This window comes from Neisseria maigaei, assembly GCF_958267405.1.
Classification (GTDB): Bacteria; Pseudomonadota; Gammaproteobacteria; order Burkholderiales; family Neisseriaceae; genus Neisseria; species Neisseria bergeri.
In genome coordinates this window covers 15,422-33,640 of record NZ_CATQFT010000044.1, presented here as the reverse complement: position 1 = coordinate 33,640, position 18,219 = coordinate 15,422, and the positions used below count along the sequence as shown (strand labels likewise).

At 52.2% G+C, this 18,219-nt stretch carries 14 protein-coding genes and 6 tRNA genes; 7 read left to right on the top strand and 13 right to left on the bottom strand.

Annotated features, from left to right (window positions below):
• The first annotated feature begins 37 nt into the window (after nt 1–37).
• The 3 genes from Q3O06_RS08285 (at nt 38) to Q3O06_RS08275 (ending at nt 2,345) form a co-directional block, all read left to right on the top strand.
• The gene (locus tag Q3O06_RS08285; RefSeq protein WP_301818392.1) at nt 38–907 is read left to right on the top strand and encodes an NAD(P)-dependent oxidoreductase; all 870 of its coding nucleotides are present in this window, start codon (nt 38–40) and stop codon (nt 905–907) included.
• 124 nt (nt 908–1,031) lie between these two features.
• Nucleotides 1,032–1,463, top strand: coding sequence for a MarR family winged helix-turn-helix transcriptional regulator (locus Q3O06_RS08280; RefSeq protein WP_301818391.1), 432 nt, complete (start codon nt 1,032–1,034; stop codon nt 1,461–1,463).
• Between the two features lie 9 nt (nt 1,464–1,472).
• Nucleotides 1,473–2,345: an ABC transporter six-transmembrane domain-containing protein gene (locus tag Q3O06_RS08275; protein WP_301818390.1), complete on the top strand. Its 873-nt coding sequence runs from the start codon at nt 1,473–1,475 to the stop codon at nt 2,343–2,345.
• A 50-nt stretch (nt 2,346–2,395) separates the two neighbouring features.
• On the opposite strand, the gene sohB is transcribed toward Q3O06_RS08275, so the two are convergent.
• From sohB to Q3O06_RS08225, 10 genes are all read right to left on the bottom strand, one after another.
• The gene (sohB, locus tag Q3O06_RS08270; RefSeq protein WP_301818389.1) at nt 2,396–3,448 is read right to left on the bottom strand and encodes a protease SohB; all 1,053 of its coding nucleotides are present in this window, start codon (nt 3,446–3,448) and stop codon (nt 2,396–2,398) included.
• Nucleotides 3,449–3,551: 103 nt separating this feature from the next.
• Nucleotides 3,552–3,641: transfer RNA gene (locus tag Q3O06_RS08265), tRNA-Leu, on the bottom strand.
• Between the two features lie 100 nt (nt 3,642–3,741).
• Nucleotides 3,742–3,815 (bottom strand) — tRNA-Cys (locus Q3O06_RS08260).
• 26 nt (nt 3,816–3,841) lie between these two features.
• Nucleotides 3,842–3,917, bottom strand: a tRNA-Gly gene (locus Q3O06_RS08255).
• A gap of 21 nt (nt 3,918–3,938) precedes the next feature.
• A tRNA-Gly gene (locus tag Q3O06_RS08250) sits at nt 3,939–4,014 on the bottom strand.
• Between the two features lie 23 nt (nt 4,015–4,037).
• Nucleotides 4,038–4,113, bottom strand: a tRNA-Gly gene (locus Q3O06_RS08245).
• Between the two features lie 25 nt (nt 4,114–4,138).
• A tRNA-Gly gene (locus Q3O06_RS08240) sits at nt 4,139–4,214 on the bottom strand.
• Between the two features lie 80 nt (nt 4,215–4,294).
• Nucleotides 4,295–4,858, bottom strand: a complete 564-nt coding sequence (gene pgsA / locus Q3O06_RS08235; protein WP_301818388.1) for a CDP-diacylglycerol--glycerol-3-phosphate 3-phosphatidyltransferase — start codon at nt 4,856–4,858, stop codon at nt 4,295–4,297.
• A gap of 105 nt (nt 4,859–4,963) precedes the next feature.
• Complete coding sequence (locus Q3O06_RS08230; RefSeq protein ID WP_301818387.1) at nt 4,964–5,434, bottom strand: hypothetical protein; 471 nt, start codon at nt 5,432–5,434, stop codon at nt 4,964–4,966.
• Between the two features lie 128 nt (nt 5,435–5,562).
• Nucleotides 5,563–5,898 (bottom strand): carboxymuconolactone decarboxylase family protein, encoded by a 336-nt coding sequence (locus Q3O06_RS08225; RefSeq protein WP_118811801.1) that lies wholly within the window; start codon nt 5,896–5,898, stop codon nt 5,563–5,565.
• Between the two features lie 128 nt (nt 5,899–6,026).
• Here Q3O06_RS08225 and mtrA point away from each other — a divergent pair, with 128 nt between their 5' ends.
• On the top strand, nt 6,027–6,932 hold the full coding sequence (gene mtrA, locus Q3O06_RS08220) for an efflux transporter MtrCDE transcriptional activator MtrA (RefSeq protein WP_301818386.1): 906 nt from the start codon (nt 6,027–6,029) through the stop codon (nt 6,930–6,932).
• Nucleotides 6,933–6,992: 60 nt separating this feature from the next.
• Here the strand turns inward: mtrA and Q3O06_RS08215 are convergent, their stop codons facing one another.
• The gene (locus tag Q3O06_RS08215; protein WP_107819453.1) at nt 6,993–7,481 is read right to left on the bottom strand and encodes a prokaryotic membrane lipolipid attachment site family protein; all 489 of its coding nucleotides are present in this window, start codon (nt 7,479–7,481) and stop codon (nt 6,993–6,995) included.
• Between the two features lie 147 nt (nt 7,482–7,628).
• On the opposite strand from Q3O06_RS08215, the gene Q3O06_RS08210 reads away from it, so the two are divergent.
• The gene (locus tag Q3O06_RS08210) at nt 7,629–8,531 is read left to right on the top strand and encodes a DMT family transporter (protein WP_301818385.1); all 903 of its coding nucleotides are present in this window, start codon (nt 7,629–7,631) and stop codon (nt 8,529–8,531) included.
• 40 nt (nt 8,532–8,571) lie between these two features.
• Here the strand turns inward: Q3O06_RS08210 and Q3O06_RS08205 are convergent, their stop codons facing one another.
• On the bottom strand, nt 8,572–9,702 hold the full coding sequence (locus tag Q3O06_RS08205; protein ID WP_301818384.1) for a polyamine ABC transporter substrate-binding protein: 1,131 nt from the start codon (nt 9,700–9,702) through the stop codon (nt 8,572–8,574).
• Nucleotides 9,703–9,905: 203 nt separating this feature from the next.
• Between Q3O06_RS08205 and alaS the strand changes: the two genes are divergently transcribed.
• Complete coding sequence (gene alaS / locus Q3O06_RS08200) at nt 9,906–12,530, top strand: alanine--tRNA ligase (protein WP_301818383.1); 2,625 nt, start codon at nt 9,906–9,908, stop codon at nt 12,528–12,530.
• 689 nt (nt 12,531–13,219) lie between these two features.
• Nucleotides 13,220–16,102, top strand: a complete 2,883-nt coding sequence (locus tag Q3O06_RS08195) for a class I SAM-dependent DNA methyltransferase (RefSeq protein WP_301818382.1) — start codon at nt 13,220–13,222, stop codon at nt 16,100–16,102.
• A 1,398-nt stretch (nt 16,103–17,500) separates the two neighbouring features.
• On the opposite strand, the gene Q3O06_RS08190 is transcribed toward Q3O06_RS08195, so the two are convergent.
• A complete protein-coding gene (locus Q3O06_RS08190; RefSeq protein WP_301818381.1) occupies nt 17,501–18,184 on the bottom strand; it encodes a 2,3-diphosphoglycerate-dependent phosphoglycerate mutase in 684 nt (227 codons plus the stop codon).
• Nucleotides 18,185–18,219: the final 35 nt, after the last annotated feature.

Below are 18,219 nucleotides of genomic sequence, written 5' to 3'. Positions count from 1 at the left end.
AGACGGCATTACAGCACCCCAACAAAGGAGAAACACTATGTCCGCAGAAACATACACAAAAATTGGCTGGATAGGCTTAGGGCAAATGGGCCTGCCTATGGTAACGCGCCTTTTGGACGGCGGCATCCGGGTCGGCATATACAACCGCTCGCCCGGCAAAGCCGCCACCTTAGTTGAAAAAGGCGCAAAAGTTTACGGCAGCACCGCCGAACTCGTCCGCGACTATCCCGTCATTTTCCTGATGGTTTCCGACTATGCCGCCGTGTGCGACATCCTGAACGGAGTCCGCGACGGATTGGCCGGCAAAATCATCATCAATATGAGCACCATCTCACCAACCGAAAACCTTGCCGTCAAAGCACTTGTCGAAGCCGCAGGCGGACAGTTTGCCGAAGCACCCGTTTCCGGATCGGTCATGCCCGCCACCAACGGCACGCTGCTGATTCTCTTCGGCGGCAGCGAAGCCGTTTTAAACCCGCTGCAAAAAATATTTTCCCTCGTCGGCAAAAAAACCTTCCACTTCGGCGAAGTGGGCAAAGGCTCGGGCGCGAAACTCGTCTTGAACTCGCTCTTGGGCATTTTCGGCGAAGCGTACAGCGAAGCGATGCTGATGGCGCGGCAGTTCGGCATCGATACCGACGACATCGTCGAAGCCATCGGCGGCTCGGCAATGGACTCGCCCATGTTCCAAACCAAAAAATCCCTGTGGGCAAACCGTGAGTTCCCCCCTGCCTTTGCACTCAAACACGCTTCCAAAGACCTTAACCTTGCTGTCAAAGAACTGGAACAGTCGTACAATACCCTGCCTGCCCTCGAAGCAACCGCCGCCAGCTACCGAAAAGCATTCGAAGCGGGTTACGGTGATCAGGACGTTTCCGGCGTTTACCTGAAGCTGGCAGAACACTGACTTCCCTTTCCAAACAATATGCCGTCTGAAATATTTTCAGACGGCATTTTTATTGCCCAACGCTTGAAATTAGTCTTGATTATGACCATAATCCGCGCAAATTTAGTCAATATCGAGACCAATTATGAACCAACTCGACCAACTTGGAACCCGTATCAACCTGATTTGCAATGTCTTCGACAAATGGATCGGGCAGCAGGATCTGAATTACAACCTCTTTGCCGTACTTTATACCCTGGCAACCGAAGGCAGCCGCACGCAAAAGCATATCGGCGAAGAGTGGAGTCTGCCCAAACAGACCGTTTCGGGCGTATGCAAAACCCTTGCCGGACAAGGGTTGATCGAATGGCAGGAAGGCGAACAGGACCGGCGCGAACGGTTGCTGTCGCTGACCGAAAAAGGCAAAGCCCATGCCGCACCTTTAACAGAAAGCGCGCAGGAATTCAGCGACAAAGTATTTGCCACATTCGGCGACAAGCGCACAACCCGGCTGTTTGCCGATTTGGATGCACTGGCGGAAGTGATGGAAAGAACAATCTCAGAAAATAAAAAATAGAGAGCAAATATGTGGAAAATGTTGAAACACATAGCCAAAACCCACCGCAAGCGTCTGCTCGGCACGTTTTCTCTGGTCGGACTGGAAAACCTTTTGATGCTGGTGTATCCGGTGTTTGGCGGCTGGGCGATCAATGCCGTGATTGCGGGGAGGGTGTGGCAGGCGTTGCTGTATGCTTTGGTTGTATTTTTGATGTGGCTGGTCGGTGCGGCGCGGCGGATTGCCGATACGCGCACGTTTACGCGCATTTATACCGAAATCGCCGTGCCGGTCGTGTTGGAACAGCGGCAGCGGCAGCGGCAAGTCCCGCATTCAGCGGTAACTGCGCGGGTTGCCCTGTCGCGTGAGTTTGTCAGCTTTTTTGAAGAACACCTGCCGATTGCCGCGACATCCGTCGTATCCATATTCGGCGCGTGCATCATGCTGCTGGTGCTGGAATTTTGGGTCGGCGTGTCAGCGGTGGGCATACTTGCGTTGTTTTTATGGCTTTTGCCACGTTTTGCCGCCATCAACGAAAACCTGTATTTCCGCCTGAACAACAGCTTGGAACGCGACAACCACTTTATCCGAAAAGGAGACCGGCGGCAGCTGTACCGCCATTACGGACTGGTTGCGCGCCTGCGTGTGCTGATTTCCAACCGCGAAGCCTTCGGCTATCTCTGCGTCGGCGCGGCGATGGGTATTTTGTTCGGCTTTACTTTTGTGATGATGACGCTCAAAGGCCACGGCAGCGCGGGGCATATTTATTCGGTCAGCACTTATCTGTGGATGTTTGCCATGAGTTTGGACGACGTGCCGCGATTGGTCGAACAATATTCCAATTTGAAAGACATCGGACAACGGATAGAGTGGTCGGAACGGAACATCAAAGCCGGAACTTGAAAAATGCCCTCTGAACACGCTTCAGACGGCATTTCCATCCGTTCGGCAAACTACATCACATCCGCCCGCCGGTTGACAAGTTTGGCAAACAAATTTTCAACAGAGGCTTCCGCCTGCAAACCGATGCGCTGAATCAGGTTTTTCTTCTCTTGGTACTTCACTTCGATAATCTGCTTGTTATCAACCTCTTTCAACAGCAAATCATCACTGGTTGAAATACTGTCAACCAGATTCAGCTCCAACGCCTGCCGACCGAACCAATGCTCGCCCGTTGCCACTTTCTCAATATCCACTTGAGGGCGGTTCTCGCTGACAAACTGCTTGAACAACTGATGCGTCTCCTCCAATTCCTGCCGGAATTTCTGTTTGCCCTTTTCCGTATTTTCACCCATAAAGGTAACCGTACGCTTAAACTCACCTGCCGTCATCACATCCACATCGATATCATGTTTTTTCAACAGGCGGTGGATATTCGGCACTTCCGCCACCACACCCACCGAACCGACAATCGCAAACGGAGCGGAAACAATTTTATCCGCCACACACGCCATCATATAGCCGCCGCTTGCCGCCACCTTATCGACGGCGACGGTCAGCAGAATATTGCGTTCGCGCAAACGCCTAAGCTGCGAAGCCGCCAAACCGTAACCGTGAACCACGCCGCCCGGACTTTCCAATCTGAGCAGAACCTCATCTTCAGGCTTGGCAATCAAAAGCACCGCCGTAATCTCATGACGCAAGGATTCTACGGCGTGTGCATACAAATCGCCGTCAAAATCCAACACAAAAAGGCGGGATTTTTGCGTTTCGGCAGATTTCTCCCCACCCTCCTTCAAACGCTTTTTCTCTGCTTTGGCTTCCGCCTTTTCCTTTTTCTTTTCTTCTTTTTCCTGATGTTTTGCCTCTTCCCCGCTTAAAAAGAATGCTTCAAACGATTGCCGCTGTTTTTTATAATTTTCCGAAAAATCCGTCAGTACGACACTGCCGCTTTCCGACTGTTTCTTACTCTGTACGATAGCCAACACAATCAGCGCAATTGAGCCGAACACGGTAAGCAGTTCGAGCAGGAAAATACCGTAATTCAGTAAAATTTCTTTCCACATTGATTGGATTTCCTCTTGTTCAGGCATGAACATGTCAATATTGTCCATCACCGTCCGACAGATAAAAAAATAACCGCTTGGAGCGGCATTGTCATTTTCAGCTTGGTGCCCGGAGCCGGAATCGAACCGGCACGGGATGTTTAGTCCCGACGGATTTTAAGTCCGTTGTGTCTACCTATTTCACCACCCGGGCATTTGTGAAAGGTGGAGGCGGGGGCGCGGATTTTAACCGGCCTGTATGAAGATTGCACTCCTCATAGCATAAACACTCTGCCACCCCGCCGTAATATATATGGAGGCGAGAGTCGGAATCGAACCGGCGTAGACGGATTTGCAATCCGCTGCATAACCACTTTGCTATCTCGCCCTAAAACTGGCTTATCTAAAAAAACTTGGAGCGGGAAACGAGTCTCGAACTCGCGACCTCAACCTTGGCAAGGTTGCGCTCTACCAACTGAGCTATTCCCGCGCGTTCAAACATATCGGTTTTTGGAGCGGGAAACGAGTCTCGAACTCGCGACCTCAACCTTGGCAAGGTTGCGCTCTACCAACTGAGCTATTCCCGCGTTGATATGTTTGAAATAAAACTTGGAGCGGGAAACGAGTCTCGAACTCGCGACCTCAACCTTGGCAAGGTTGCGCTCTACCAACTGAGCTATTCCCGCAATGATTGTGGGAAAATGAAATTTTTGGAGCGGGAAACGAGTCTCGAACTCGCGACCTCAACCTTGGCAAGGTTGCGCTCTACCAACTGAGCTATTCCCGCCCAATTTCACTCTCCGACATCGAAGAAGACGCAATTATTATGGATTATGTTTTTACCGTCAAGCTATTTTTATGTTTTTTTCAGGCAATTTCTTTCCACGCCATTTTCAGATAATACAGCATCGACCAAACCGTCAGCAAAGATGCGATAAACATCAATATGTTGCCGATAACAACAAGATTAAATCCGTAAAAATCGGGAAAATTCAGCAGCAAAAAGAAAATCGCCAGCATTTGCGCGGCGGTTTTGAACTTGCCGATGGTGGCGACGGCAACGCTGCTCCTTTTTCCCATTTGCGCCATCCATTCGCGCAATGCGGAAATGGTAATTTCCCTGCCGATAATGATCATCGCGAACAAGACATAGGTCCGATCGAGTTTGACCAGCAAAAGCAGCGATACGGCAACCATCAGCTTGTCGGCGACGGGATCGAGGAATGCGCCGAAATCGGAAGTCTGTTTCCACAACCTTGCCAAAAATCCGTCAAACCAGTCGGTCAAGGCGGCAACGGCAAAAATGACGGCGGCGACAACATTGACTGCTTCTTCCGAAAACCATGAGAAAGGCAGGTAGAAAAGGACAATCAGTACGGGAATGAGCAAGACCCTCAACCATGTGAGGAAGATGGGGATGTTCCAAGGCATCGGTTTTCTCTGTGCGGACTGTAAAATTATGATTATAACGGTTATCCTCATAACCCAAAACGTAAAATTTCCGCATAGTCATTCCCCCGCCCCGCCAATCTGTTTTCACATTCTTTTCAAACGCAGGAAAATGGCGGGCAATAAAAGCAAAATACCCAGTTTCAGGCTGAAAACGGCAGGTTGTGCCAACACTTCGACAAGGCGGTCTTCCGTGCGGGAAAAATCTTTATTGCTATAGACACTGCCACTGTTGCGGTATTCCAACAGAACGCCGTTTAAAAAACCTTTTCCGACGGTGTCGCTTAAAACAATCTTAACCTGCCGCACCCTGATGGTTCTGCCGATATTGCTGCCTGTGCACAAACTGTCGAACCCGTAGCAGGAAAGCCGGTACTGCCGCCCGTCCGCCTCCAGTTTGATTGCCCGTCCGCTGCGGTTGGGTGCTGTAACGGTCAAATCCGCATATTCGAATATTTTTTCTTGTTCGTGAAATGCCGTCCGGTAAGGTGCAATAAAAACGGCGGACAACAGCAGACAGCTTATGGCGGCAAACAATGCCAAGCGGTGATATTTCATACTTGTTCCCTGTTTCTCAAATGCCGTCTGAAAAAACGGCTGCATATGTTGTCTGCAAAATATCGGGAAGCATATCAGACAAAATGCCGTCTGAAATATTTTCAGACGGCATTTCAATCCGAAACGGATTATTTTTGCGTTTCAACCGCTTCCAGTGCGCGCAGGGCGTAAGTGTAAGCGGCACCCGCATTCAGGGCGATGGCGGTTGCCAATGCACCGGCGATTTCGCTTTCGGTCGCACCGGCTTTGGCGGCGGCGGCGGCATGAACGCTGATACAGCTTTCGCAACGGGTGGTAATGGCAACGGCGATGGCAATCAGCTCGCGCGTTTTGGCATCGAGTGCTTCGGCAGCGGCGGCCTGTTCCAGTGCGCCGTAGGCTTGCAGCATTTTCGGATGGGATTTGCCCAGCTCGCCGAATGATTTTTTAACCAATGCGGTATGTTCTTTCCAATCTTTAAACATTTTCTTTTCCTTTGTCTTGTGTTTGACCCCGATACGCAGTTGCGTATCTGTTTTCGATGTGCGTATTATTGCAATTATTTGGTCGTATTTCTCGTTTAATCATCTCATTTTATGGTTCAAAAAGATTTATGGACATTCTGGACAAACTGGTAGAACTTGCCCAATTGACGGGCAGTGTCGATGTGCAGTGCCTTTTGGGCGGACAATGGTCGGTACGGCATGAAACCTTGCAACGCGAAGGACTGGTGCATATTGTTACGGCGGGCAGCGGCTACATCTGCATAGACGGCGAAACTTCCCCGCGTCCGGTCGGCACGGGCGATATTGTATTTTTCCCGCGCGGCTTGGGTCATGTGTTGAGCCACGACGGAAAATACGGAGAAAGTTTACAACCGGATATGCGCCAAAACGGCGCATTTACGGTCAAACAGTGCGGCAACGGACAGGATATGAGCCTGTTTTGCGCCCGTTTCCGCTATGATACCCACGCCGATCTGATGAACGGCCTGCCGGAAACCGTTTTTCTGAACATTGCCCATCCGAGTTTGCAGTATGTGGTTTCAATGCTGCAACTGGAAAGCGAAAAACCTTTGACGGGGACGGTTTCCGTGGTCAACGCATTATCGTCCGTTTTACTGGTACTTATCCTGCGCGCCTATCTTGAACAGGAAAAAGATGCCCAACTGTCGGGCGTATTGAAAGGTTGGCAGGACAAACGTTTGGGACATTTAATCCAAAAGGTGATAGACAAACCGGAAGACGAATGGAATGTCGACAAAATGGTGGCGGCCGCCAATATGTCGCGCGCGCAACTGATGCGCCGTTTCAAAAGCCAGGTCGGACTCAGCCCGCACGCCTTCGTCAACTACATCCGCCTGCAGAAAGGCGCGCTGCTGCTGAAAAAAACGCCGGATTCGGTTTTGTCGGTCGCGCTGTCGGTGGGTTTCCAGTCGGAAACGCATTTCGGCAAGGCGTTCAAACGGCAATACCTTGTTTCGCCGGGGCAATACCGCAAAGAAGGCGGGCAAAAATAAATCGGGGCTTCAAATGCAAATGCCGTCTGAAAAGGCTTTCAGACGGCATTTTCGTACATATCATTTCAAGGGCTGCATCTCCATCACTTCCATCAAAAAGTTGGTAAATGCGGGGTTATCGGGTTTGGCATCCATATTTTTCCAACGCTGCTGCCAGCCGCGCAGGGCATTTTGGATATACAGTTTGGACTGTTCGGTATTGATTTCGCCGCGCTGGCTGTCCACCGCCGAACGCAGGTAGATTTCATACATACTGTCATCGACGGCATTGCGCCCGACCAGACGTTTTCTAAAGTTGTTCAGATATTGCGCCGCCTGAACCTTGGTCATTTTGCCGATGTTCACCTGATAACCCAGGCGCGTCGCCTCGTCGCGGATTTTGGAAACGTCCGTCCAATGCGAAGGGGCGAGACGGAAACCTTTTGCAGACGCTTCCGCCGGAACGGTATTAATCGGTCTGACGGGGATTTCGGTCAGGGTGGGTACATAAACAGTTCCGCAGCCGGACAGGGCGGCCGCGATGGGGATGAGGGCAAGATATTTTTTCATACCCGCCATTATAATCAGGTTTGCCCTGAAAAAACAAATTGTTCCGAAAAAACGGGGGTTCGGCATCATTGGCGCGCGCCCGAATCCGCCGCCGCAAACCCTGCCGCAAGGTTTACAATTTGACCTTTTTATCGCGACAAATATTATATGGATACCGCAAAAAAAGACGTTTTGGGTTCCGGCTGGATGCTGGTGGCGGCGGCCTGCTTCACCATTATGAACGTATTGATTAAAGGGGCATCGGCAAAATTTGCCCTCGGCAGCGGCGAATTGGTCTTTTGGCGTATGCTGTTTTCAACCGTTGCGCTCGGTGCTGCCGCCGTATTGCGTCGGGACACCTTCCGCACGCCCCATTGGAAAAACCACTTAAACCGCAGTATGGTCGGGGCGGGGGCGATGCTGCTGCTGTTCTACGCGGTAACGCATCTACCTTTGGCAACCGGCGTTACCCTGAGTTACACCTCGTCGATTTTTTTGGCGGTATTTTCCTTCCTGATTTTGAAAGAACGGATTTCCGTTTACACGCAGGCGGTGCTGCTCCTTGGTTTTGCCGGCGTGGTATTGCTGCTTAATCCATCGTTCCGCAGCGGTCAGGAACTGGCGGCACTCGCCGGTCTTGCAGGCGGCGCGATGTCCGGCTGGGCGTATTTAAAAGTGCGCGAACTGTCTTTGGCGGGCGAACCCGGCTGGCGCGTCGTGTTTTACCTTTCCGCGACAGGTGTGGCGATGTCGTCGGTTTGGGCGACGCTGACCGGCTGGCATATGCTGTCTTGGCAGTCGGCGGTTTATCTGTCGGGCATCGGCGTGTCCGCGCTGATTGCCCAACTGTCGATGACGCGCGCCTACAAAGTCGGCGACAAATTCACGGTTGCCTCGCTTTCCTATATGACCGTCGTCTTTTCCGCGCTTTCGGCGGCGTTCTTTTTGGGCGAACAGCTTTTCTGGCAGGAAATACTCGGTATGTGCATCATCATCCTCAGCGGCATTTTGAGCAGCATCCGCCCCATTGCCTTCAAACAACGGCTGCAATCCCTGTTCCGCCAAAGATAAAAAATGCCGTCCGAACATCCTTCAGACGGCATATCGGGCTTTATTTCCCCGCCTTCACATCCTGCCACTGGCGCACCATAAACTTCAATGCCGCCGGCCGGATGGGAATCATAATAAAGCTGTTTTTCAAATCTTCCCCGCTCGGGAAAATCGTATTGTCGTTTTTAAATTCGTCCTCCATCAAATCGCGCGCCGGCTTGCTCGAAGGCGCGTAGGTAACGAAATTGCCGTTTTTCGCCGACACTTCCGGATCGAGGAAGTCGTTGATGTATTTGTGCGCGTTGGCGACGTTTTTCGCATCTTTCGGAATCACGAAAGAATCCACCCAAATCCCCACGCCCTCTTTCGGCATCATCACACGGATTTTTTCCTTGCCGCCTGCTTCTTCGGCACGGCGTTTGGCGATGTTCAAATCGCCGCCGAAACCGATTGTTACGCAAGTATCGCCGCGCGCCAAATCATCGATAAAGCCGGACGAAGTGAAACGTTTGATATTGGGGCGGTTTTTCTTGAGCAGGGCGGTTGCCTCCCTGATGTCTTCCGTATTGCTGCTGTTCGGGTTTTTACCCAAATAGTTCAACACCATAGGATAGATTTCCGCCGCGCTGTCCAAATAGCTGATGCCGCATTGCTTGAGTTTGGACGTGTATTCGGGATCGAACACCAAATCCCACTGGTTGTCCGGCAGCTTGTCCGTACCCAAAGCCTTTTTCACGCGTTCGGTATTGATGGCGAAGGTATTTGTCCCCCAATAAAACGGCACGGCGTATTCGTGGCCGGGATCGACCCCGTCCATCAGCCTCATCATTTCGGGGTTGAGGTGTTTATAATTGGGAATCAGCGACTTATCGATTTTCTGATAAGCACCTGCCTTAATCTGCCTGCCCACAAACGCATTGGACGGCGCGACAATGTCGTAACCGGATTTTCCGGTCAGCACCTTGCTTTCCAGCGTTTCATCGCTGTCGTACACATCATAAGTAACCTTGATGCCGTTTTTCTTTTCAAAATCGGCAACGGTTTCCGGATCGACGTATTCCGACCAATTGTAAATTTTCAATACGTTTTGGTTTTCCGCCGGTGCCGGTTTTTCGGCAGGCGGTTTGTCCGAACCGCCGCACGCTGCAAGCAGCAAAGCAGTCAGGACGGCGAGTGGCAGATGTTTGGCCATTATCATTCCTTGCATATCGGGTTGGAGAAAGCGGCCATTATAGCCGATATTGGGAACAGAGCTTCAGACGGCATTCAAAATCCCGCAATGCCGTCTGAAAGCCGCCGCTTCCATAGCTAGAAACAGGGATTTGCGGTAAGATACCGCCGTTCGTTTTCCCTGCTTTTACCATGACAAGACATTTGAGAGACATTGAAAAAATTATGAAAACCTCCGAACTGCGCCAAAAATTCCTAAAATTTTTTGAAACCAAAGGCCACACCGTCGTCCGCTCTTCCAGCCTCGTGCCGCACGACGACCCGACCCTGCTGTTTACCAACGCCGGTATGAACCAGTTTAAAGACGTATTTTTAGGTTTCGACAAACGCCCGTACAGCCGCGCCACCACCGCGCAAAAATGCGTACGCGCCGGCGGCAAGCACAACGACTTGGAAAACGTCGGCTACACCGCCCGCCACCACACCTTCTTTGAAATGATGGGCAACTTCTCCTTCGGCGACTACTTCAAACGCGACGCGATTCATTTTGCTTGGGAGTTTCTCACTTCCCCCGAATGGCTCAACATCCCCAAAGACAAACTCTTGGCGACCGTGTATGCCGAAGACGACGAAGCCTACAACATCTGGCTGAACGAAATCGGTATGCCGTCTGAACGCATCGTCCGCATCGGCGACAACAAAGGCACGAAATACGCGTCCGACAACTTCTGGCAAATGGGCGACACCGGCCCTTGCGGCCCCTGCTCCGAAATTTTCTACGACCACGGCGAAGAAATCTGGGGCGGCATTCCCGGCAGCCCCGAAGAAGACGGCGACCGCTGGATCGAAATTTGGAACTGCGTATTCATGCAGTTCAACCGCGACGAACAAGGCAATATGAATCCGCTGCCCAAGCCGTCCGTCGATACCGGTATGGGCTTGGAGCGTATGGCCGCCGTCATGCAGCACGTTCACAGCAACTACGAAATCGACTTGTTCCAAGACCTGCTCAAAGCCGTTGCCCGCGAAACGGGCTCACCTTTCAGCATGGAAGAACCCAGCCTGAAAGTGATTGCCGACCACATCCGCTCCTGCTCCTTCCTGATTGCAGACGGCGTATTGCCTGCCAACGAAGGCCGCGGCTACGTATTGCGCCGCATCATCCGCCGCGCCGTGCGCCACGGTTACAAACTGGGTCAAAGCAAACCGTTCTTCCACAAACTCGTTGCCGATTTGGTCAAAGAGATGGGCGATGCCTACCCTGAATTGAAAGAAAAACAAGCCCAAATCGAAGAAGCCTTGAAAAACGAAGAAAGCCGTTTTGCCCAAACTTTGGAAACCGGTATGGCTTTGTTGGAAAACGCGTTGGCCAAAGGCGGCAAAACACTCGGCGGCGAAATCATCTTCAAACTCTACGATACCTACGGTTTCCCATACGACCTGACTGCCGACATCTGCCGCGAACGCAATATCGATTTGGACGAAGCAGGCTTCGAGCGTGAAATGGAAGCCCAACGCGCACGCGCACGCGCCGCCCAAAGCTTCAAAGCCAACGCCCAACTGCCTTACGACGGTCAAGACACCGAGTTTAAAGGTTATACCGAACGCCAAACCGAATCCAAAGTCCTCGCCCTCTACAAAGACGGCGAGCAAGTCGACGAATTGAACGAAGGCGACAGCGGCGCAGTCGTTATCGACTTTACCCCGTTCTATGCAGAATCCGGCGGCCAAGTCGGCGACGTCGGCTATATCTTCGCAGGCGAAAACCGCTTTGAAGTACGCGATACCCAAAAAATCAAAGCGGCCGTATTCGGACAATTCGGCGTACAAACTTCAGGCCGTCTGAAAGTCGGCGACAGCGTTACCGCCAAAGTGGACGACGAAATCCGCAATGCCAATATGCGCAACCACAGCGCAACCCACTTGATGCACAAAGCCCTACGCGATGTATTGGGCGGACACGTCGAACAAAAAGGCTCTTTGGTTACCGCCGAATCCACCCGTTTCGACATTTCCCATCCCCAAGCGGTAACTGCCGAAGAAATCGCCGAAGTCGAACGCCGCGTCAACGAAGCCGTTTTGGCGAACGTTGCCGTCAACGCCGCCATTATGAGCATGGAAGACGCGCAAAAAACCGGCGCGATGATGCTCTTCGGCGAAAAATACGGCGACGAAGTACGCGTATTGCAAATGGGCGGTTTCTCTACCGAATTGTGCGGTGGCACGCACGTTTCACGCACCGGCGACATCGGCCTCTTCAAAATCATCAGCGAAGGCGGTATTGCCGCAGGCGTGCGCCGTATCGAAGCCATCACCGGCCTGAACGCACTCAAATGGGCGCAAGAGCAAGAACGCTTGGTGAAAGACATTATTGCCGAAACCAAAGCCCAAACTGAAAAAGACGTATTGGCGAAAATCCAAGCAGGCGCAGCACACGCCAAAGCATTGGAAAAAGAATTGGCTCGCGCCAAAGCCGAACTCGCCGTCCACGCAGGCGCAAAACTCTTGGACGATGCAAAAGACTTGGGCGCAGCCAAACTCGTTGCCGCCCAAATCGAAGCCGACGCAGCTGCCCTGCGCGAAATCGTAACCGACCTGACCGGAAAATCCGACAACGCCGTGATTCTTTTAGCGGCAGTAAACGACGGCAAAGTTTCCCTGTGCGCAGGCGTATCCAAAGCCCTGACCGGCAAAGTCAAAGCAGGCGATCTGGTTAAATTTGCAGCCGAACAAGTCGGCGGCAAAGGCGGCGGCCGTCCCGACTTGGCGCAAGCCGGCGGTACGGATGCCGGCAAATTGCCCGAAATGCTGGCAAGCGCAGAAGAATGGGTAAAAGCCAAACTCGCATAATCCCTCCGCCGCAAGCAAAATGCCGTCTGAACGCCCAAGCCTTCAGACGGTATTTTTTCCGCACGCAGTTGCGTAGGATGGGCTTCAACCCTCCGTTTCTTCATTTCCGATTATTAATTGGCGGACTGAAGCCCACCCTATGGTTACCGTCGGATTTCGGTTATGTTGGAATTTCGGGAAACTGATGAATCGTCATTCCCTCGCAGGCGGGAATCTAGGGCGTTCGGTTTCGGTTATGTCGGCATTTCGGGAAACTGATGAATCGTCATTCCCGCGCAGGCGGGAATCCAGACCTTAGAACAACAGCAATATTCAAAGACCGTCTGAAAATTAAGAGGTTCTAGATTCCCGCCTTCGCGGGAATGACGGCGGAGGTTGCTGTTGTTTCGGATAAATTCCTGCGGTTTCGAGTGTCCGGATTCCCACTTTCGTGGGAATGGCGGGATGCAGGTTTCCCTACGGACGCGTTCAGATTCCCACTTTCGCACAAATATAGTGGATTAACAAAAATCAGGACAAGGCGACGAAGCCGCAGACAGTACAAATAGTACGGCAAGGCAAGGCAACGCCGTACTGGTTTAAATTTAATCCACTATAACAGCGCAAATAGGGCAAAGATAAGGATATAGGGGTTTTTTCTTTGAATTTACTATACAATTCACCCGTCCCCGTTATAGAAAACCAAGCCGATGAAAACCCTGCTCCAACTCCAAACCGCCGCACAAAACTTCGCCGCCTACTACAAAGACCAAACCGACGAACGCCGCGAGAAAGACACCTTCTGGAACGAATTTTTCGCCATTTTCGGCATCGACCGCAAAAACGTCGCCCACTTCGAATACCCCGTCAAAGACCCTGCCGACAACACCCAATTCGTCGATATATTTTGGGAGGGCATCTTCCTTGCCGAACACAAATCCGCCAACAAAAACCTGACCAAGGCCAAAGAGCAGGCGGAGCGTTATTTGCAGGAAATCGGGCGCACCAAGCCCTCCGCGCTGCCCGAATATTACGCCGTCAGCGATTTTGCCCATTTCCACCTTTACCGCCGCGTACCTGAAGAAGGCGCAGAAAACCAATGGCAGTTCCCTTTGGAAGAATTGCCCGAATACATCACGCGCGGCGTTTTCGACTTCATGTTCGGCATCGAAGCCAAAGTCCGCCAAATTCAAGAAGAAGCCAACATTCAAGCGGCTTCGGCCATCGGCAGGCTGCACGACGCGCTCAAAGAAGAAGGCATTTACGAAGAACACGAGCTGCGCCTCTTCATCACGCGCCTGCTTTTCCTCTTTTTTGCCGACGACAGCGCCGTTTTCCAGCGCAACTATCTCTTTCAAGACTTTTTAGAAGGCTGCAAAGAAGCCGACACGCTCGGCGACAAGCTCAACCAACTCTTTGAATTTCTCAACACACCCGACCAAAAGCGCAGCAAGACCCAAAGCGAAAAATTTAAAGGTTTCGAATACGTCAACGGCGGCCTGTTTAAAGAACGCCTGCGCACCTTCGACTTCACTGCCAAGCAGCACCGCGCCTTAATCGACTGCGGCAATTTCGACTGGCGCAACATCAGTCCAGAAATCTTCGGCACGCTCTTCCAATCCGTCATGGACGCGCAAGAGCGGCGCGAAGCGGGCGCACACTACACCGAAGCCGCCAACATCGACAAAGTCATCAACGGCCTCTTTTTAGAAAACCTGCGCGCCGAATTTGAAGCCGTCAAAGCCCTCAAACGCGACAAAGCCAAAAAACTCGCCGCCTTCTACCAAAAAATCCAAAACCTGCAATTCCTCGACCCTGCCTGCGGCTGCGGCAACTTCCTTATCGTCGCCTACGACCGCATCCGCGCCCTTGAAGACGACATCATCGCCGAAGCCCTCAAAGACAAAGCAGGCGGCCTGTTCGACAGCCCGTCCGTCCAATGCCGTCTGAAACAGTTTCACGGCATCGAAATAGACGAATTTGCCGTCCTCATCGCCCGCACCGCCATGTGGCTCAAAAACCACCAATGCAACATCCGCACGCAAATCCGCTTCGACGGCGAAGTCGCCTGCCATACGCTGCCGCTCGAAGATGCCGCCGAAATCATCCACGCCAACAGCCTCCGCACACCTTGGCAGGCGGCGGACTACATCTTCGGTAATCCCCCCTTTATCGGCTCGACCTACCAAACCAAAGAGCAGAAAAACGACCTCGAAAGCATCTGCGGCCATATCAAAGGCTACGGCCTGTTGGATTACGTCTGCAACTGGTACGTCAAAGCCGCCGGCATCATGGCACAGAATCCCCAAGTTCAGACGGCATTTGTTTCCACCAATTCCATCTGCCAAGGCCAGCAGGTCGAAATCCTCTGGGGCAGCCTTTTAAACCAAGGCATCGAAATCCACTTTGCCCACCGCACCTTCCAATGGACGAGCCAAGCCGCAGGCAAAGCCGCCGTCCACTGCATCATCGTCGGCTTCCGCCAAAAGCCGCAAATGCCGTCTGAAAACGGCGGCGCAAACGCTTCGGAAAATCCCGCCCTGCCCAAATACCTCTACGACTATCCCGACATCAAAGGCGAACCCGTAAAACACGACGCGGCCAACATCAATCCTTATCTGATTGATGCGCCCGATTTGATTATTACCAAGCGCAGAAGCCAAATCAGCGGGGAAAATGAAATGTGCAAAGGCAATCAACCGACCGACGGCGGCAACCTTATCCTTTCAACCGATGAAAAAGAAGCCCTGATTGCCGCCGAACCCTTGGCGGAACAATACATCCGCCCCTTTATCGGCGCAGAGGAATTTATCAACGGCAAAACCCGTTGGTGCCTGTGGTTTCACGGCGTACCCGACGTTAAACGCAACCACGACCTGAAACAGATGCCCCAAGTCCAAGCCCGTATTCAGGCGGTCAAAGCCATGCGCGAAGCCAGCAGCAAAGCCGCCACGCAGAAAAAAGCGGCCACCCCGTGGCTCTTCGACGAAATCCGCCAGCCTTCAGACGGCAATTATCTTGCTATTCCCGAAGTATCATCAGAAACACGTCGTTTTATTCCTATTGGTTTCTTATCTTCTGAAAATATTGCCAGCAACAAACTTTATATGCTCGCAAGCAATACGCCGCTTTATCATTTTGGTATCCTCAACTCCACTATGCACAATGCCTTTATGCGTACCGTTTCAGGTCGTCTAGAAAGCCGCTATCAATACTCCGGTGGCATTGTGTACAACAACTTCCCCTTCCCCGAAAGCTGCCGGATGCCGTCTGAAAACGACCGCCCCGACCCGCTCCGCGCCGCCGTCGAAACCGCCGCCCAAGCCGTCCTCGACGCGCGCGGACAATACCGCCGAGAAGCGCGGGAAGCCGGTTTGCCCGAGCCGACCCTCGCCGAACTCTATGCGCCCGACGCAGGCTATACCGCCCTCGACAAAGCCCACGCCGCCCTCGACAAAGCCGTCGATAAAGCCTACGGCTACCAAACAGGCAAAAACACCGACGACGAAGCCGAACGCACCGCCTTCCTGTTCGAGCTGTACCGCAAGGCGATAGAAAGCGAAAACACCAAGCCGCCTAAAAAACCCAAATAAAGGCAAACCCTGCTTGGTTTACAGCAGCGTAAGGCGGGCTTCAGCCCGCCGTTTTTCTTCATTTTCGGTTGTCGATTGGCAGGCTGAAGCCCACCCTGCGGTTACAAAAATCCCGTCATTCCCGCGCAGGCGGGAATCCAGGGCGTTCGGTTTCGGTTATGTCGGCATTTCGGGAAACTGATGAATCGTCATTCCCGCGCAGGCGGGAATCCAGACCTTAGAACAACAGCAATATTCAAAGGTTGGTTGTCTGAAAATTCAGAGGTTCTAGATTCCCACTTTCGCGGGAATGACGGCGGAGGTTGCTGTTGTTTCGGATAAATTCCTGCGGTTTCGGGTGTCTAGATTCCCGCTTTCGCGGGAATGACGGCGGAGAAATTTCTGTTTTTCTAATAACTTACCGCAACTTAAAATCCCGTCATCCCCACGAAAGCAAAAATCCTGCCTGTCGGATTTCGGTTTTTTCGGGCATTTCGGGAAACTTATGAATCGTCATTCCCGCGCAGGCGGGAATCCAGAACGTGGGGCGGCGGCAATATTCAAAGGTTGTCTGAAAATTCAGAGGTTCTAGATTCCCACTTTCGTGGGAATGACGGGATATAGGTTTCCCTACGGACGTGTTCAGATTCCCGCCTTCGCGGGAATGACGGCGGAGCAGTTTCTGTCTTTCCGATAACTTACCGTAACTTAAAATCCCGTCATTTCCGCACAGGCGGGAATCCAGAAACGCGGGACGGCGGCAATATTCAAAGGTTGTCTGAAAATTCAGAGGTTCTAGATTCCCGCTTTCGCGGGAATAACGGCGGAGGTTGCTGTTGTTTCGGATAAATTCCTGCGGTTTCGGGTGTCTAGATTCCCGCTTTCGTGGGAATGACGGCGGAGAAATTTCTGTTTTTCTAATAACTTACCGTAACTTAAAATCCCGTCATTCCCGCACTGGCGGGAATCCAGGGCGTTCGGTTTCGGTTATGTCGGCATTTCGGGAAACTGATGAATCGTCATTCCCACGCAGGCGGGAATCCAGAAACGCGGGGCGGCGGCAATATTCAAAGGTTGTCTGAAAATTCAGAGGTTCTAGATTCCCGCTTTCGCGGGAATGACGGAGGAGCGGTTGCTGTTGTTTCGGATAAATTCCTGCGGTTTCGGGTGTCTAGATTCCCGCTTTCGTGGGAATGACGGCGGAGCAGTTTCTGTCTTTCCGATAACTTACCGTAACTTAAAATTCCGTCATTACTGCAAAAGCAGTTGCTACGGTTACTGATTCGTTCCCCCTCATCCGAATTACGCCGCACACCGCAAAAAACGCGCGCCCAATACAGTTACATAGTTGCTACGTTTACCGTCAAAAATGCCGTCTGAACGCCCAAGCCTTCAGACGGCATTTTTTATTTCAAACCCTTACAGGTAGAATTTTTCGATGACTTTCAGGTTGTCATCCAATTTGTACACCAGCGGCTGACCGGTCGGGATTTCCAAGCCCATGATGTCTTCGTCGGAAATGCCCTCGATGTGTTTTGCCAGCGCGCGCAGGGAGTTGCCGTGCGCCGCTACCAAGACGCGTTTGCCGCTCAAAATCGCGGGGGCGATTTGGTCTTCCCAAAACGGCAATACGCGCTCCAGCGTTACTTTCAGGTTTTCGCCGTCGGGTACGACATCGGCAGGCAGATGGGCATAGCGGCGGTCTTTGTGTGCGGAAAACGCATCGTCTTTATCCAAAAGCGGCGGCAGGGTGTCGTAGCTGCGCCGCCAGATGCGGACTTGCTCGTCGCCGTATTGTTCGGCGGTTTGTTTTTTGTCCAAACCTTGCAGTCGGCCGTAGTGGCGTTCGTTCAGCCGCCACGTTTTGATTTGCGGTACGAACAGTTGGTCGGATTCTTCCAAAACGATGTTGCAGGTCTTGATCGCGCGGGTCAGGACGGATGTGAAGGCGATGTCGAACTCATAGCCGTTTTCTTTCAGTTTTTTACCGGCGGCGGCAGCCTCGGCAAGCCCCTGCTCGCTCAGCTTCACGTCGCGCCAGCCCGTAAACAGGTTTTTCGCATTCCATTCGCTTTGCCCGTGGCGGATAAATACCAGTTCCATATCGTCTCCAAAGTGTGAAAGTGGGAAAACGGTAT

Bases quoted from the DNA above. Each gene is read 5' to 3' on its own strand.
- Q3O06_RS08285 (WP_301818392.1), top strand. From the start codon at position 38: ATGTCCGCAGAAACATACACAAAAATTGGCTGGATAGGCTTAGGGCAA.
- Q3O06_RS08280 (WP_301818391.1), top strand. From the start codon at position 1,032: ATGAACCAACTCGACCAACTTGGAACCCGTATCAACCTGATTTGCAAT.
- Q3O06_RS08275 (WP_301818390.1), top strand. From the start codon at position 1,473: ATGTGGAAAATGTTGAAACACATAGCCAAAACCCACCGCAAGCGTCTG.
- sohB (WP_301818389.1), bottom strand. From the start codon at position 3,448: ATGTGGAAAGAAATTTTACTGAATTACGGTATTTTCCTGCTCGAACTG.
- pgsA (WP_301818388.1), bottom strand. From the start codon at position 4,858: ATGCCTTGGAACATCCCCATCTTCCTCACATGGTTGAGGGTCTTGCTC.
- Q3O06_RS08230 (WP_301818387.1), bottom strand. From the start codon at position 5,434: ATGAAATATCACCGCTTGGCATTGTTTGCCGCCATAAGCTGTCTGCTG.
- Q3O06_RS08225 (WP_118811801.1), bottom strand. From the start codon at position 5,898: ATGTTTAAAGATTGGAAAGAACATACCGCATTGGTTAAAAAATCATTC.
- mtrA (WP_301818386.1), top strand. From the start codon at position 6,027: ATGGACATTCTGGACAAACTGGTAGAACTTGCCCAATTGACGGGCAGT.
- Q3O06_RS08215 (WP_107819453.1), bottom strand. From the start codon at position 7,481: ATGAAAAAATATCTTGCCCTCATCCCCATCGCGGCCGCCCTGTCCGGC.
- Q3O06_RS08210 (WP_301818385.1), top strand. From the start codon at position 7,629: ATGGATACCGCAAAAAAAGACGTTTTGGGTTCCGGCTGGATGCTGGTG.
- Q3O06_RS08205 (WP_301818384.1), bottom strand. From the start codon at position 9,702: ATGGCCAAACATCTGCCACTCGCCGTCCTGACTGCTTTGCTGCTTGCA.
- alaS (WP_301818383.1), top strand. From the start codon at position 9,906: ATGAAAACCTCCGAACTGCGCCAAAAATTCCTAAAATTTTTTGAAACC.
- Q3O06_RS08195 (WP_301818382.1), top strand. From the start codon at position 13,220: ATGAAAACCCTGCTCCAACTCCAAACCGCCGCACAAAACTTCGCCGCC.
- Q3O06_RS08190 (WP_301818381.1), bottom strand. From the start codon at position 18,184: ATGGAACTGGTATTTATCCGCCACGGGCAAAGCGAATGGAATGCGAAA.